Origin of the sequence: Streptomyces sp. NPDC048696 (assembly GCF_043198895.1) — a bacterium.
GTDB lineage: Bacteria > Actinomycetota > Actinomycetes > Streptomycetales > Streptomycetaceae > Streptomyces.
Map to the genome: position 1 here is coordinate 265299 of NZ_JBICVJ010000007.1, position 15524 is coordinate 280822.

11 protein-coding genes and 1 pseudogene are annotated in these 15524 nt (G+C 72.2%); 9 read left to right on the plus strand and 3 right to left on the minus strand.

Annotated elements, in window-relative coordinates:
• Window positions 1-176: 176 nt before the first annotated feature.
• Both ACGFRG_RS17430 and ACGFRG_RS17435 read left to right on the plus strand, forming a co-directional pair.
• Window positions 177-1217 carry a 3-isopropylmalate dehydrogenase gene (locus ACGFRG_RS17430; protein ID WP_361420445.1) on the plus strand — a complete coding sequence of 347 codons (1041 nt, stop codon included), beginning with the start codon at window positions 177-179 and terminating at the stop codon, window positions 1215-1217.
• Window positions 1218-1451: 234 nt separating this feature from the next.
• Entirely contained in the window at window positions 1452-2540 is a 1089-nt protein-coding gene (locus ACGFRG_RS17435) for a branched-chain amino acid aminotransferase (protein ID WP_361420442.1), read from the plus strand.
• A 277-nt stretch (window positions 2541-2817) separates the two neighbouring features.
• Here the strand turns inward: ACGFRG_RS17435 and ACGFRG_RS17440 are convergent.
• Window positions 2818-4105, minus strand: a pseudogene (locus ACGFRG_RS17440) (cytosine permease).
• A 162-nt stretch (window positions 4106-4267) separates the two neighbouring features.
• On the opposite strand from ACGFRG_RS17440, the gene ureA reads away from it, so the two are divergent.
• From ureA to ACGFRG_RS17475, 7 genes are all read left to right on the plus strand, one after another.
• Entirely contained in the window at window positions 4268-4981 is a 714-nt protein-coding gene (ureA, locus tag ACGFRG_RS17445) for an urease subunit gamma (protein WP_393264740.1), read from the plus strand.
• Window positions 4982-5028: 47 nt separating this feature from the next.
• Entirely contained in the window at window positions 5029-6711 is a 1683-nt protein-coding gene (locus ACGFRG_RS17450; protein WP_393264920.1) for an urease subunit alpha, read from the plus strand.
• An 11-nt stretch (window positions 6712-6722) separates the two neighbouring features.
• Window positions 6723-7757 carry an agmatine deiminase family protein gene (locus ACGFRG_RS17455; RefSeq protein ID WP_361420436.1) on the plus strand — a complete coding sequence of 345 codons (1035 nt, stop codon included), beginning with the start codon at window positions 6723-6725 and terminating at the stop codon, window positions 7755-7757.
• A gap of 17 nt (window positions 7758-7774) precedes the next feature.
• Window positions 7775-8392: a TetR/AcrR family transcriptional regulator gene (locus ACGFRG_RS17460; protein ID WP_393264742.1), complete on the plus strand. Its 618-nt coding sequence runs from the start codon at window positions 7775-7777 to the stop codon at window positions 8390-8392.
• An 80-nt stretch (window positions 8393-8472) separates the two neighbouring features.
• Window positions 8473-9798 carry an MFS transporter gene (locus ACGFRG_RS17465; protein WP_361420430.1) on the plus strand — a complete coding sequence of 442 codons (1326 nt, stop codon included), beginning with the start codon at window positions 8473-8475 and terminating at the stop codon, window positions 9796-9798.
• 283 nt (window positions 9799-10081) lie between these two features.
• A complete protein-coding gene (gene cimA / locus ACGFRG_RS17470) occupies window positions 10082-11704 on the plus strand; it encodes a citramalate synthase (protein WP_393264745.1) in 1623 nt (540 codons plus the stop codon).
• Between the two features lie 184 nt (window positions 11705-11888).
• Window positions 11889-13253, plus strand: coding sequence for a hypothetical protein (locus ACGFRG_RS17475; RefSeq protein WP_393264747.1), 1365 nt, complete (start codon window positions 11889-11891; stop codon window positions 13251-13253).
• A gap of 152 nt (window positions 13254-13405) precedes the next feature.
• Here ACGFRG_RS17475 and ACGFRG_RS17480 read toward each other — a convergent pair whose 3' ends face one another.
• Both ACGFRG_RS17480 and ACGFRG_RS17485 read right to left on the minus strand, forming a co-directional pair.
• Entirely contained in the window at window positions 13406-14008 is a 603-nt protein-coding gene (locus ACGFRG_RS17480; protein ID WP_361420421.1) for a YceI family protein, read from the minus strand.
• Between the two features lie 154 nt (window positions 14009-14162).
• Window positions 14163-15512 (minus strand): helix-turn-helix domain-containing protein, encoded by a 1350-nt coding sequence (locus ACGFRG_RS17485; protein ID WP_361420418.1) that lies wholly within the window; start codon window positions 15510-15512, stop codon window positions 14163-14165.
• Window positions 15513-15524 lie beyond the last annotated feature (12 nt).

A 15524-nucleotide genomic window follows, 5' to 3' on the forward strand; every position in this document is an offset into this window, starting at 1 on the left:
CCGCACATCACGCCTTCCAGCCATTCGGCGGCCACCCGGAGGAACCAGGGCGGGGCTCACGCGCACCACAGCGCGCGCCACCCGGTCCTGACCGGCTCCACCGTCCGGGGGACCGGCGGCTGTCCGCATGATGGACTCGACATGTCAATGCATGGGACGCGGAGTACGGTGCTTGCATGTCTCGCAGCATCGATCTCGCAGTGATCCCCGGTGACGGCATCGGCCAGGAAGTCGTGGCGCAGGGCCTCAAGGTCCTCAACGCGGTCCTTCCGGCGGACGTGAAGCTGGAGACCAAGGAGTACGACCTCGGCGCCCGGCGCTGGCACCGCACCGGCGAGACCCTGCCGGACGCGGAGCTCGAAGCGCTGAAGACCCATGACGCGATCCTGCTCGGCGCGATCGGCGACCCGAGCGTGCCGTCCGGCGTCCTGGAGCGCGGGCTGCTCCTGAAGCTGCGCTTCGCCTTCGACCACTTCATCAACCTGCGCCCGTCGAAGCTGTTCCCGAACACCGCGACCCCGCTGGCCGGTCGTCCCGACATCGACTTCGTGGTCGTCCGCGAGGGCACCGAGGGCCCGTACACGGGCAACGGCGGCTCGCTGCGCACCGGTACGCCGGCCGAGGTCGCGACCGAGGTCAGCGTCAACACCGCGTACGGCGTGGAGCGGGTGGTGCGGGACGCGTTCGCGCGGGCCCAGGCGCGGCCGCGCAAGAAGCTGACGCTGGTCCACAAGAACAACGTCCTCGTCTTCGCCGGGCACCTGTGGAAGAACATCTTCGACACGGTGGCCGAGGAGTACCCGGACGTCACCACCGACTATCTGCACGTCGACGCCGCGACGATCTTCTTCGTCACCCAGCCCGAGCGCTTCGACGTGATCGTCACCGACAACCTCTTCGGTGACATCCTGACCGACCTCGCCGCGGCCGTGACCGGCGGCATCGGCCTGGCCGCGTCCGGCAACATCAACCCGACCGGCGCGTTCCCCTCGATGTTCGAGCCCGTGCACGGCTCGGCGCCGGACATCGCGGGCCAGGGCAAGGCCGACCCGACCGCCACGGTCCTCTCGGTCGCCCTGCTCCTGCGCCACCTCGGCTACCAGGCCGAGGCGGCCCGGATCGAGGACGCCGTCCAGGCCGATCTGGCCGCCCGGGACGGCTCCGCCCGCACCACGGACGAGATCGGCGACGCGCTCGCCGTACGCGTATCGGGCTGACCCGAGCGCTCTTCGAGACGAAAGCCGCCGGGTCGCACGAGGACCCGGCGGCTTTTCCTGTACGGCCCCGGGGTGCCACCATCAATCCCGGGCCGCAATCACACCACTTCTGTCATGGTCCCGCACGAGCGATAATCGAACGTGGGACCGCGGCATGCGGAAAGCTCGGACGTCCAAGCAGTAGGGACGCGTGAGCGCGGTCCGACCCACACAACCGGTGAAGGACACGCAACCATGACGACGCCCACGATCGAGCTCAAGCCCTCCGCGAACCCGCTGTCGGACGCGGAGCGTGACGCGATCCTGGCCGGCCCCGGATTCGGCCGCCACTTCACCGATCACATGGTGACGGTCAAGTGGACCGAGGGACGCGGCTGGCACGACGCGGAGCTTGTCCCGTACGCGCCGCTGTCGATGGACCCGGCGAACATGACGCTGCACTACGCGCAGACGATCTTCGAGGGCCTGAAGGCCTACCGCCAGCCCGACGGCACGGTGGCGACCTTCCGCCCCGAGGCCAACGCGGCGCGCTTCCGCGCCTCGGCGCGCCGTATGGCGATGCCCGAGCTGCCGGACGAGCTGTTCATCGGCGCCTGTGACGCGCTGATCCAGCAGGACAAGGCGTGGGTGCCGCCGTCGACCGGCGAGGCGTCGCTGTACCTGCGGCCGTTCATGATCGCGAGCGAGGTCGGGCTCGGGGTGCGGCCGGCCAACGAGTACCTGTTCATCGTGATCGCCTCGCCCGCCGGGGCGTACTTCCCGGGCGGCGTGAAGCCCGTCTCGGTCTGGCTCTCCGAGGAGTACGTGCGGGCCGTCAAGGGCGGTACGGGTGCGGCCAAGACCGGCGGCAACTACGCGGCGTCCCTCGTCGCCCAGGCCGAGGCGGCCGAGCACGGCTGCGACCAGGTGGTGTGGCTGGACGCGGTGGAGCACCGGTGGATCGAGGAGATGGGCGGGATGAACCTGTACTTCGTGTACGGGGACCGCATCGTCACCCCGGCGCTGACCGGCTCGCTGCTGCCGGGCATCACGCGCGACTCCCTGTTGAAGATCGCCCGTGACCTCGGCTACACGGCCGAGGAGGGCCGGATCTCCACGGAGGACTGGAAGCGGGACAACGAGGCGGGGACGCTGACCGAGGTGTTCGCCTGCGGTACGGCCGCGGTGATCACGCCGGTCGGGTCGGTGAAGTCGGCCCGGGCGAACTGGACGCAGGGCGACGGCGAGCCGGGCGAGGTCACGATGCGCCTGCGCCGCGCGCTCCTGGACCTCCAGATGGGCCGCACGGAGGACACCCACGGCTGGATGCACCCGCTGGGCTAGGGGGTTTGCCCCACCCCGCCCCTTCGCCTGAACCCTCCGGGGGTGGGTGGGGGTGGGTTTCCCGGGGGCTGCGCCCCCGGACCCCGGGCGGGGCCTGCGGCCTCTGCACCCCGCTCTGGAGCGTTCGTCTGACGACCGTGCTGGGTTGCTCGCGCAGTTCCCCGCGCCCCTGAAAGCGCCCCTGCGGGGCGCCCAGGGGGTTGCCGCGCAGCGGCGCTCTTAGGGGCGCGGGGAGCTGCGCGACCAGCCCCCACCGGGCCGCAGGTGAAACGTGGCCTCAACCCACCTCCACCCCCGGAGGGTTGAGGGAAGGGGCGGGGTGGGGGAGGCTCCGCCGGGTCACGGCCGCGTACGCCGCACCCCCCACCACCCCCGACAGCACGAAGCTGACATCCACCCCGCCGGTGAGCCGCAGCAGCGGGCCCTCGTAGCCCGGGAGCGACACCGCCGACAGACCCGCCGCCGCCCCCAGCGCCCACGCCCCCACGGCCCGCCAGTTCCACCCGCCCCGTGGCCCGCGAAGACACACACCGTCGCCACCCCCGCCACCGCGAACGTCGCCTGCGTACGCGACGCGCGCGGCAGGATCGCGTCCAGGTCGAGGCCCATGGAGTAGAGCATCAGACCCGCGTTGCCCACCGACCCCGCCGACGCGGCGAGCAGCAGCGGCACCAGGTACCAGCCGGGCGCCGCCGCGACCAGCGGACCCGCGTAGTCCGCCGCCGCCCGTGCCGCGTACGCCGTGAACGTGCCGAACAGCTGCGGCACCAGGAGTCCGGCCACCAGGCCCAGCCACGTCGCGTGCAGCACGCGGCGCGGGGAATGGCGGGTGGGGGAGATGTATCTCGTGTAGTCGCCCAGCAGCGTGATGAAGGCGATGGGGCCGCTCAGACCCGCCGCGACCAGCGCCAGCAGCCACGTCGGCCAGAACGAGCCGAGCAGGTAGCCGCCCGCGTCGGGCAGGGCGGCGGAAGTGAAGTGGGGGGCGTACGCCGCCACGCCCAGCACGAGGAGCGCGGTCATGCCCACCGCCAGGACCCGGGAGAGGCGCAGCAGCACCCGGTACCCGTACACCGCGCCGATCACCGTCGCCGCCGCCAGCACCGCGTACACGATCCCGTACGCGAGTCCGCCCGTGGGCAGGCCGAAGAGGCGGTGGAGCACGCCCGTCATCGCGTCGCCGCCGATCCAGACCGTGAGCGCGGTGTAGCCGAGCGACAGGAGCAGGCCGACCACCGAGCCGACCAGGCGGCCCCGTACGCCGAACTGCGCGCCCGACGACGTCGACAGGTTCGTCGCCGTGCGCAGGGACACCAGCGCCAGCGGGGCCGTCAGCAGGGTGCCGACCAGCGTGCCCGCGACCACCGCGCTCACCGACGCCCACCAGCCGAGGCCGAAGGAGACCGGCAGCCAGCCGAAGACGATCACGCCGAGGCAGAGGTTGGAGCCGAGCAGGATCGACACCAGATCGCCCGGGCGTTCCCCAAGCTCTTAAGGAGCAGGGGAGACCCCATCGTGCGTTCCCCCTCCGGGATCGTGTCGACTCCGCGCTGTTCGATCTGCATGCACTGCCCCTGACGCTCGACGGCCTTGTCGCTCGCTGGCCTGATTTCGACGTTCCGGTTGTTTGAGTGGCGTTTAATGTCGGCCATGTTCGGTCAGCCCGTCAACCCCTTGTCATCGTTATTTCAGCGGTTAGAGTGGTGTTCTAATCGGAGGTGTGGTGCGTGCGACTTACCCCTACAGAACGTGACCGGCTGCTGCTCTTCGGCGCCGCCGAGCTCGCCCGGGCCCGCCGGGCGCGCGGGCTGCGGCTGAACGTCCCCGAGGCGACCGCGCTGATCGCGGACACCGTCTGCGAGGCGGCCCGCGACGGGCAGCGGCTCGCCGACGCGATCGCGGCGGCCCGGACCGTCCTCGGCCCCGACGACGTCCTGCCGGGCGTCGCCGACGTGGTCACCGAGGTGCATGTCGAGGCCGTCTTCGACGACGGCTCGCGGCTCGCCGTGGTCCCGGCCCCGATCCGGGACGCGCGGCCGCTCGGCGAGGACGCGCCCGGCGCCGTACTGCCGGGGCCGCAGAGTCCGGACCCCGAGCCCGCCGTCCGGCTGACCGTGCGCAACACCGCGTCCGTCCCGGTCAGCGTCACCTCGCACTTCCACTTCTTCGAGGCCAATCCGCGCCTCGACTTCGACCGCGCCGCCGCCTACGGGATGCGGCTGTGCGTACCGGCCGGGTCCTCGGTCCGGTTCGACCCGGGCGGCGAGGGCGAGGTCGGGCTCGTCCCGATCGGCGGCGCCCGGATCGCCGTCGGCTTCGCCGGACTGGTCGACGGGCCGCTGGACGCGCCCGGCGCCAGGGAAGAGGCCCTGCGCCGGGCCGCCGCCTGCGGCTACCTCGGCGTGGGCGAGGGCACGCATCCCGAAGGAGGACCCGCGTGAGCAGGCCCAGCAGTCACAGCGACCACTGCGCGCCCGGCAGCCGCCACATCGACCCGCAGGAGTACGCGGCCGTCTTCGGACCCCGCGCGGGCGATCGCATCCGGCTCGGCGACTCGGGTCTCACCGTCCGGGTCGAGTCCGACGCCCAGCAGTCCGGCGACGAATTCCTCGCCGGGTTCGGCAAGACCGCCCGCGACGGGCTGCATCTGAAGGCCGCGGCCGTCCGCGAGACCTGTGACGTCGTGATCAGCAATGTGGTCATCATCGACGCCGTCCTCGGCATCCGCAAGGTCTCCATCGGGATCCGCGAGGGCCGCATCCACGCGATCGGGCGGGCCGGGAACCCGGACACGCTCGACGGCGTGGACGTCGTCGTCGGCACCGGGACCAGCATCGTCTCCGGCGAAGGGCTCATCGCCACCGCCGGAGCCGTCGACACCCATGTCCATCTGCTCTCGCCGCGCATCATGGAGGCCTCGCTCTCCTCGGGCGTCACCACGCTCATCGGCCAGGAGTTCGGGCCGGTCTGGGGCGTGGGCGTCAACTCGCCCTGGGCGCTGCGCAACGCCTTCGCCGCCTTCGACGCCTGGCCGGTCAACATCGGCTTCCTGGGCCGGGGTTCGTCGTCGGACCCGGCGCCGCTGGTGGAGGCGCTGGCCGAGGGCGGCGCCTGCGGGTTCAAGGTGCACGAGGACATGGGCGCGCACACCCGCGCCCTGGACACGGCCCTGCGCGTCGCCGAGGAGCACGACGTCCAGGTCGCCCTGCACAGCGACGGCCTGAACGAGTGCCTGTCGGTGGAGGACACGCTCAGGGTCCTCGACGGGCGCACCATCCACGCCTTCCACATCGAGGGGTGCGGCGGCGGCCATGTGCCGAACGTGCTGAAGATGGCGGGCGTGCCGAACGTGATCGGCTCGTCCACCAACCCGACCCTGCCGTTCGGCCGTGACGCGGTCGCCGAGCACTACGGGATGATCGTCTCCGTACACGGCCTCAAGCCCGATCTGCCCGGCGACGCCGCCATGGCGCGCGACCGGATCCGGGCCGGGACGATGGGCGCCGAGGACGTGCTGCACGACCTGGGCGCGATCGGCATCACCTCGTCCGACGCCCAGGGCATGGGCCGCGCGGGCGAGACCGTGCGCCGCACCTTCGCCATGGCCGGGAAGATGAAGGCCGAGTTCGGCCCCCTGGAGGGCGACGGCGAGGGCGACGACAACGCGCGCGTGCTGCGCTACATCGCCAAGCTGACCATCAACCCCGCGATCGCGCACGGCCTTTCGCACGAGATCGGCTCCATCGAGGTCGGCAAGCTGGCCGACATCGTGCTGTGGCGGCCCGCCTTCTTCGGCGCCAAGCCGCAGATGGTGCTGAAGTCGGGATTCCCCGCCTGGGGGGTCACGGGCGACCCGAACGGGGCCACCGAGACCTGCGAACCGCTGCTGCTCGGCCCGCTGTTCGGCGCCCACGGCGCCACCCCCGCCGAGCTCTCCGTCGCGTTCGTGGCCCGCGCCGCCCTCGACCGGGGCGGCGACCTGATGCCGACCCGCCGGCGCCGGGTCGCGGTGCGCGGCACGCGCGGCATCGGCCCGGCCGACCTGCTCCTCAACTCCCGTACCGGAGCGGTGGACGTGGACGGCCGCACCGGTCTGGTCACCCTCGACGGCGACCCGCTGCGCTCCGAGCCCGCCGACTCGGTCTCCCTCAACCGCCTCTACTTCCTGTAAGGAACCCTGTGATGACCGCTGCCGCCGACGGCTTTCGGATGCCCGCCGAGTGGACCCCGCACGAGCGGACCTGGATGGCCTGGCCGGGCCCCAACGTGACCTTCCCGAACGAGGCGGAGCTCGCCGAATCGCGCGCGGCCTGGGCCGCCGTCGCCCGGGCCGTACGCCGTTTCGAGCCGGTCACCGTCGTCTGCGGCCCCGGTCAGTCGGCCGGGGCGGCGGCGCTGCTCGGCCCGGACATCGACCTGGTGGAGCGCGAGCTCGACGACGCCTGGATGCGCGACATCGGCCCCACGTTCTTGACCAACGGCTCGGAACTGGCCGCCGTGGACTGGACGTTCAACGGCTGGGGCGCCCAGGACTGGGCGCGCTGGGAGCACGACGCCAAGATCGGCGCACATGTCTCGGACCTCGCCGGGGCGCGTACGTACACCTCGCGGCTGGTCAACGAGGGCGGCGCGATACATGTCGACGGCGAGGGCACGGTGCTGCTCACCGAGACCGTGCAGCTCGGCCCGGAGCGCAATCCGCACTGGACGCGCGAGGAGGTCGAGGCGGAGATCCACGCGATGCTCGGCACCCGCAAGGCGATCTGGCTGCCGCGCGGCCTGACCGCCGACTACCCCCCGCACGGCTACGGCACGCTGGGCCACGTCGACATCGTGGCCGCGTTCGCCCGCCCCGGAGTGGTCGTCGCGCACACCCAGCCCGACCCGGCCCACCCCGACCACGAGGTGTGCAAGGAGAACGTGGCGCTGCTGCGGTCCCAGACCGACGCCCGGGGCCGCAGCCTCGAAGTCGTGGAGATCCCCGCCCCGACCGTGGTCGCCGACGACGAGGGCTGGGTCGACTACTCGTATATCAACCACTACCTCTGCAACGGCGGCGTCGTGCTGTGCGGCTTCGAGGACCCGAGGGACGAGCAGGCGGCCGGGATCTTCCGCCGGCTGTTCCCGGAGCGGACCGTGACCCTCGTGGACGCACGTACGATCTTCGCGGGGGGCGGTGGTATCCACTGCATCACCCAGCAGCAGCCCAGGGTGTGATCCAGGAGGAGCAGGCAATGGCCGGTCCGGCCCGCGCGCGCAGGAACGCGCCGCCGCGCGAGGAAGTGCTGGCCGCCGCCATGGCCACGATCGCCGAGCGCGGTCTGGACGGCCTGACCATGGCCGGGCTCGGCCGTGAGGTCGGCATGTCCAGCGGCCATCTCCTCTACTACTTCCACAGCAAGGACGAGCTGCTGCTGCAGACCCTGGAGTGGAGCGAGGGGCAGCTCGGCGGCGAGCGCCGGGCGCTGCTGTCGCGGCCGGGCACGGTCCGTGAGCGCCTGGACGGTTACGTCGACCTGTACGTCCCGGACGGGCCGCGCGATCCGCACTGGATCCTGTGGCTCGAAGTCTGGAACCGCTCGCAGAACGCCGACGGCCAGGCCCGCGCCCGCCAGGCCGCCATCGAGGGCGCCTGGCACCGCGACCTGGTGGCGCTGATCGCCGAGGGCGTCTCGCACGGCGAGTTCCGGCCGGTCGACGCGGACCGCTTCGCGGCCCGGCTGCGCGCGCTGCTCGACGGCTTCAGCGTCCATGTGGCGGTCGGCCTGCCCGGCACCGGACGGGCCCAAGTACTCGACCACGTGCGGGAGTTCGTGGACGAGTCGCTGGCGGCCCCGGTGACCGGCCGCTGAACACAACGTACGCAAGTACGCCTTATCGTTGCGTCCACCACCCTTGTCGGCCCGTCCGACCTGGGCCAACGTGATCGTCCATGGGACGAGAGCAGTGGAAGAAGATCTGGGTCGGCTCGGCCGGGAACATGGTCGAGTGGTTCGACTGGTTCGTGTACGCGACCTTCGCGGTGTACTTCGCGGACGCGTTCTTCCCCAAGGGGAACGAGACCGCGAACCTCATGAACACCATGGGAATCTTCGCGGTCGGCTTCTTCATGCGGCCGGTGGGCGGCTGGTTCCTCGGCCGGATCGGCGACCGGCGCGGCCGCAAGGCGGCGCTCACCCTGACCGTCACGCTGATGTCGGCCTCCGCGATCCTGATCGCGGTGGCGCCGACGTACGGGGTGGCCGGATACGGGGGAGTGGCGGTCCTGCTCGTCGCCCGGCTGCTGCAGGGCCTGTCGGTGGGCGGTGAGTACGCGGCCAGCGCGACCTACCTCACCGAGGCGTCCGCCCCCGAGCGGCGCGGCTTCGCCTCCAGCTTCCAGTACGTGTCGATGACCGCGGGCCAGCTGGTCGGCCTCGGCCTCCAGATCGTCATGCAGCGCACGATGTCCGAGCACGCGCTGCACAGCTGGGGCTGGCGCATCCCGTTCATCGTGGGCGCGCTTGGCGCCGCGATCGTCTTCTATCTGCGCCGCTCGATGCTGGAGACCGAGGTGTACGCGGAGTCGGGCGCGGCCCGCGACGACGACCGGGGCACCCTGAAGGCGCTGTGGCGCCACCGCCGGGAGGCGTTCCTGGTGGTCGCGCTGACGATGGGCGGCACGGTCGCGTACTACACGTACACCACGTATCTGACGAAGTTCCTGTCCAAGAGCGCGGGCATGGAGAAGCAGACCGCCTCCCTGGTCAGCTTCTGCGCGCTGTTCGTCTTCATGTGTCTGCAGCCGCTCGCCGGGATGCTCTCGGACCGGATCGGCCGCCGTCCGCTGCTGATCACCTTCGCGGTCGGCTCGACGTTCCTGACCGTTCCGATCATGACGATGCTCAAGCACGCGGGCACGTTCTGGCCCGCCTTCGGCCTGGCACTGCTCGCCCTGGTGGTGGTGACGGGCTACACCTCCATCAACGCGTGCGTGAAGGCGGAGCTCTTCCCGACCGGCATCCGCGCGCTCGGCGTCGCCCTGCCGTACGCGGTCGCCAACGCCCTGTTCGGCGGCACGGCCGAGTACGTGGCCCTGTGGTTCAAGAAGGGCGGCATCGAGTCCGGCTTCTACTGGTACGTGGCGGGCTGCGCGGCGGTGAGTCTGGTGGTGTACCTGACGATGCGCGAGACGCGGGACATCGATCTGAACCGGGTCACGGCGCCCGCCCCCGCGGCCCCCGTTCCCACAGAGGCGGACGGGGTGCCCGCATCCTGAGACCGGCGCCCATCCGCCGTGCGGCGTATGGCAGACTGCGGACCGTGCTCGCTTTCATGATGATTATGGACAGCAGCGCGCCGGTCCGCAGTGACCGCTGAATTCGCGGCAAACCCCCGCGGCAGCGGACATCGTGCCCCAGACCCGCGCGCAGACCCTTCGCACCCGCGAGGGGTCTTTTCGTTTCCCGGCCCACCACGGCCGGACGCGAGCCGCACGCGATGATGGGGGCAAGTGGAGCCAGACGAATCCGGAGCCACTCACCCGACAGGAGTCACCGAGCATGACGACCAACGAGGCAGCCGAAGAGAGCCATCGCGTCGACGACAGCTTCCACGTCTTCGACACGACGCTGCGCGACGGCGCCCAGCGTGAGGGCATCAACCTCACTGTCGCGGACAAGCTCACGATCGCACGGCACCTGGACGACTTCGGGGTCGGTTTCATCGAGGGCGGCTGGCCGGGCGCCAACCCCCGCGACACCGAGTTCTTCGCCCGCGCCAAGCAGGAGATCAGCTTCAGGAACGCCCAGCTGGTCGCGTTCGGCGCCACCCGCCGCCCGGGCGGCACCGCGGCCACCGACCCGCAGGTCAAGGCGTTGCTCGCGTCCGGCGCTCCGGTGATCACGCTGGTCGCCAAGTCCCATGACCGCCATGTCGAGCTCGCCCTGCGCACCACGCTGGACGAGAACCTGGCGATGGTCCGGGACACGGTCTCCCATCTGCGCGAGCAGGGCCGCCGGGTCTTCGTCGACTGCGAGCACTTCTTCGACGGCTACCGGGCCAACCCCGAGTACGCCAAGTCGGTCGTGAGGGCCGCGAGCGAGGCCGGGGCCGACGTCGTCATCCTCTGCGACACCAACGGCGGCATGCTCCCCGCCCAGATCCAGGCCGTGGTCGCCACCGTCCTCGCCGACACCGGCGCCCGGCTCGGCATCCACGCCCAGGACGACACCGGCTGCGCCGTCGCCAACACCCTCGCGGCCGTCGACGCGGGCGCCACCCACGTCCAGTGCACCGCCAACGGCTACGGCGAGCGGGTCGGCAACGCCAACCTCTTCCCGGTCGTGGCCGCCCTGGAGCTGAAGTACGGCAAGAAGGTGCTGCCCGAGGGCGCGCTCGCCGAGATGACCCGGATCTCGCACGCGATCGCCGAGGTCGTCAACCTCACCCCCGCCACCCACCAGCCGTACGTCGGCGTCTCCGCGTTCGCGCACAAGGCCGGGCTGCACGCCTCCGCGATCAAGGTCGACCCGGACCTCTACCAGCACATCGACCCGGGCCTGGTGGGCAACCGGATCCGGATGCTGGTCTCCGACATGGCGGGCCGCGCCTCCATCGAGCTCAAGGGCAAGGAGCTCGGCGTCGACCTCGGCGGCGACCGCGAGCTGGTCGCCCGGGTGGTCGCCCGCGTCAAGGAGCGCGAGCTCAAGGGCTACACGTACGAGGCCGCCGACGCCTCCTTCGAGCTGCTGCTGCGCGCCGAGGCGGAGGGCCGGGCCCGCAAGTACTTCCGGGTCGAGTCCTGGCGGGCCATCGTCGAGGACCGCCCCGACGGCACCCACGCCAACGAGGCCACCGTGAAGCTGTGGGCCAAGGGCGAGCGGATCGTGGCGGTGGCGGAGGGAAACGGCCCGGTCAACGCGCTGGACCGGGCGCTGCGGGTGGGCCTGGAGCGGATCTATCCGCAGCTCGCCAAGCTGGAACTGGTCGACTACAAGGTCCGCATCCTGGAGGGGCGCCACGGCACCGACTCCACCACCCGCGTCCTGATCACCACGACGGACGGCTCCGGCGAGTGGTCCACGGTCGGCGTCGCCACCAACATCATCGGCGCGTCCTGGGGCGCCCTTGAGGACGCGTACACCTACGGCCTGCTGCGGGCCGGGGTGGTGCCGGCGGAGTAGGGGGCCGGGAGCCCGAGATCTTTTTTGGGGTGCGGCTGCGGGTGGGGGCTCGGCCCGAGATCTTTCAGGGGCGCGGGGAACTGCGCGACCAGCCCCCACCGGTCCGCAGACGAACTCGGGGCCCGGGGGCGCAGCCCCGGGAGGTTTTGTCCGTTTCGTGGGGGACTCCGGTAGCGTCGGAGCCATGAGGTCCCGGGTTCTGTACGCATTCTCCGCCGCCGCGCTGGCCGTACTGGCCGGTGCCGCCCCCCTGGCCGTGGCGGCGCCCGCCGCTCCGGCCGCGTCCGGTGTGGCCGAGGTCGCCGCCGCGCTCAAGAAGGCGCCGGTGTACGTCGACCCCGGCGCCGCCGGACAGCTCTCGGCCGCCCAGGCCGACGCGCTCACCAAGAAGATCAAGGACGCCGACAAGCCGCTGTTCGTCGCCGTGCTCCCCGCGTCCTCCGCGTTCCCCAAGGACACGCTGCTGCGGAACCTGCGCACCGACACCGGGGTCACCGGTCTGTACGCGGTCCGCCTCGGCGACGCGTTCAACGCGGGCGCCGACCGCAAGGTGATGTCATCGCAGGCGGTCGACAACCTGAAGAGCGCGGTACGGGCGCCCGGCACCGCCGCCGACGCCGCCACGCAGCTCAACGCCTTCGTCGACCAGGCGCTCCCCACCATGCGCGGCCGCGCCCCGGCCTCCTGGGGCGGCGGCTCCGGCGCGAACGGCGGGGTGTCGTCCACCGCCCTGATCGCCACCGGCGCGGTCGTCGTCGCGGGCGGCGCCGGGGCGTACGCGCTGGTGCGGCGCAGCCGCCGCAGGAAGGCCGAGGAGGAGCGGGCCGCGCTCCAGCGCCTCCAGGTGGTCGTCGACGAGGACATCACCGCGTTCGGCGAGGAGCTGGACCGGCTCGACTTCCACCCGGCCGAGGCGGGCGCCGACGACGCCATGCGCGCCGACTACGAGCGCGCCCTCGACTCGTACGAGACCTCCAAGACCCTGATGGCGGCGGCCCGGCACCCCGGCGATGTGCGCGGGGTGACCCAGGCCCTGGAGGACGGGCGGTTCTCGCTCGCCACGCTCGCCGCCCGCCGCGAGCACAGGCCGCTGCCCGAGCGGCGCGCGCCCTGCTTCTTCGACCCGCGCCACGGGCCGTCCGTCGAGGACGCCGCCTGGGCTCCGGTGGGCGGGGCGGCGCGCGAGGTGCCGGTGTGCCTCGCGGACGCGACCCGGCTGCGCGACGGCCAGGACCCGCTGGTCCGCCAGGTCGACACGGACCAGGGCCGCCGCCCCTACTACGACGCCGGGCCCGCGTACGGCCCCTGGGCCGGCGGCTACTTCGGCGGCGGCATCCTGCCCGGCCTGCTGATGGGCACCATGCTCGGCTCGATGCTCTCGACCCCGGCGTACGCGGCCGACTACGGCGGCGCCGACTTCGCGGGCCAGAGCTTCGACGGCGGCGACGTCTCCGGCGCGGACTTCAACCCCTCCGACTTCGGCGGCGGCTGGGGCGACGGCGGCGGTGGCGGTGGCGACGGCGGGGGCTTCGGCGGCGGGGACTGGTAGCGCCTCGACAGGTCTGTCCGCAGACCTCGCCGGACGCGCCGGAGCTCGCCCCGGTGCGGGACGTGGACGACGCGCACCTCGGGTTCGCGGTGAGGCGTTCCTGCCGGTGGACGAGGGGACGGCGGCCTTCCTCGCGCGGGCCGCCGCCCGGCTCACGCGGACTTGATGGCGGAGATGTCGAAGGTCAGCTTCACCTTGTCGCTGACCACGACGCCGCCGGTCTCCAGGGCCGCGTTCCAGGTCAGGCCCCAGTCGGAGCGCAGGATGTCGGCGCTGCCCTCGAAGCCGACGCGCTGGTTGCCGTAGGGGTCGACGGCCGAGCCGTTGAACTCCAGGTCGATGGCGAGCGGGCGGGTGACGTCCTTGATGGTCAGGTCGCCGATGATCCGGTAGCTGTCGCCGCCGAGCTGCTGGGCCTCGGTGGAGCGGAAGGTCATCAGCGGGAACTGCTCGGCGTCGAAGAAGTCGCCGCTGCGCAGGTGGTTGTCACGGTCGGCGATGCCGGTGTCGACGGTGGCGACCTGGACGTCGAGCACGGCGGAGGAGGCGGCCGGGTCGGCGCCGTTCAGCTCCAGGGTGCCCTCGAAGCCGGCGAACGCGCCGCGCACATTGGTGACCATGGCGTGCCGGACGGTGAACCCGATCCGGGAGTGGGCCGGGTCGATGGTGTAGGTGCCGGTCAGCGCGGCCAGGGCGGGGTCGACCTCGGCGACGGCGGTGGCGACGGCGGTGTTCTTGCGGCCGAAGAGAGCCATGACGTTCTCCTTTGGGGACGCGCTGCGGCCGGATGCCCAGCGGTTTAACTTTCAACAAGAACGACCCTAGACCCATTCCGTTCAAGTTTCAACAACTACTTTCGGTGTGTCCCCGCGTACTTTTCGTACGTCTGCGGATGTGCGCCCGGTACGACTACGGCCGCAGGCGCGGCGCCGCCGGGGCCGGGCCCAGGGTCGTGGTGCCCGGGGCCGCGCGGTGGCCCAGGCCCGTGCGGTAGGCGTCCATGGCCGCCTCCGCCCGGCCGGTGCGGCGCAGCAGATCGCCCAGCAGTCGGCACAGGTCCGCGAGGTCGCCGCTGGCGCCGCTGCGCTCCAGGAGGCCGAGCGCCGTCACATAGTGCTCCTCGGCCGACTCCAGATCGCCGTGCTCCTCGCGGATCAGACCGAGCAGCCGGTGCGCGCCGCCCGCGTGCACCGCGCCGTGCCGGTCGCCCAGCTCCGGCGCCGCCTCCACCAGCGGGCCGAGCAGCGCCGCCGCCTCCGTATGGCGGCCCAGGCGCCGCAGTACGTCGGCCAGCTCGACCTCCACCTGGCAGGTGAAGAGCGCGGCCCGCTTCGCCGCGAGCATGTCCCGCGCGGTACGCAACTCCCGCTCGGCGGCCGCCAGTTCACCGTCCTGCGCGTACACATAGCCGCGCATCCAGTGGCAGTGCGCCAGATCCGTACGCAGCCGCAGCTGGCGGTAGACGGACTGGGCCTTGGCCAGCGAGGCGTCGGCGTCGGCCGTGCGGCCCTCGGCGAGGAACGTGCGGGCCACCTGGCGGTGCATCCCGGCGACCAGGGCCGGATCCGAGACCTGCGGGGCGAGCGCGAGCGCCAGCTCGGCGGCGTGCGCGGCGCGGGCCTGCGCGCCCATGTCCAGATACGGGCCGATGATCGCCGAGTAGAGCAGTACCAGCGACTCCGGGTCGTCCAGGCCCGAGGTGCCCAGCTCGTCGATGGTGGACTCCAGCAGATAGCAGGCGTAGCGGAGCTCGCCCGCCAGGACGTGGGCGATCGCCCGGCCCCGGATCGCGCGGGTCCGGCGCGGCAGCGGCTCGCCCGACTGCTGGCGCTCGGCGGCCTCGAAGTGGCGGATGGCGTCGGCGAGTTCGCCGCACTCCAGGGCGCATTCGCCCAGACCCAGCAGTGCCTCGGCCTGTTCCGGGGCCAGCTCGTGCAGTTCGGCCTCGGTGAGCAGCTGGCGGTAGCGCACGGCGGCCTCGTCCGCCTCGCCGGTGGCGAGCAGGCGCTGGGCGTCGGTGAGGGCGAGCCGCAGCTCGGTGGCGAGGTGTGCGGGGCGGCCGGTGGCCAGCTCCTCGTAGCTGGTGCCGAGCCGTTCGGCGAGATGGCGAAGGGCCGCCTCGGACGGCCTGACCTTGCCGGACTCCAGGGTCGACACATAGGCCGGGGTGTAGGCGGGCTCGGCCAGCTGCCGCTGGGTCAGGCCCCGTTCGGCCCGCAGCCGCTGCACCCGGCGGCCGATCACCGCAGGTTCGTCCATCGTGTCTCCCTG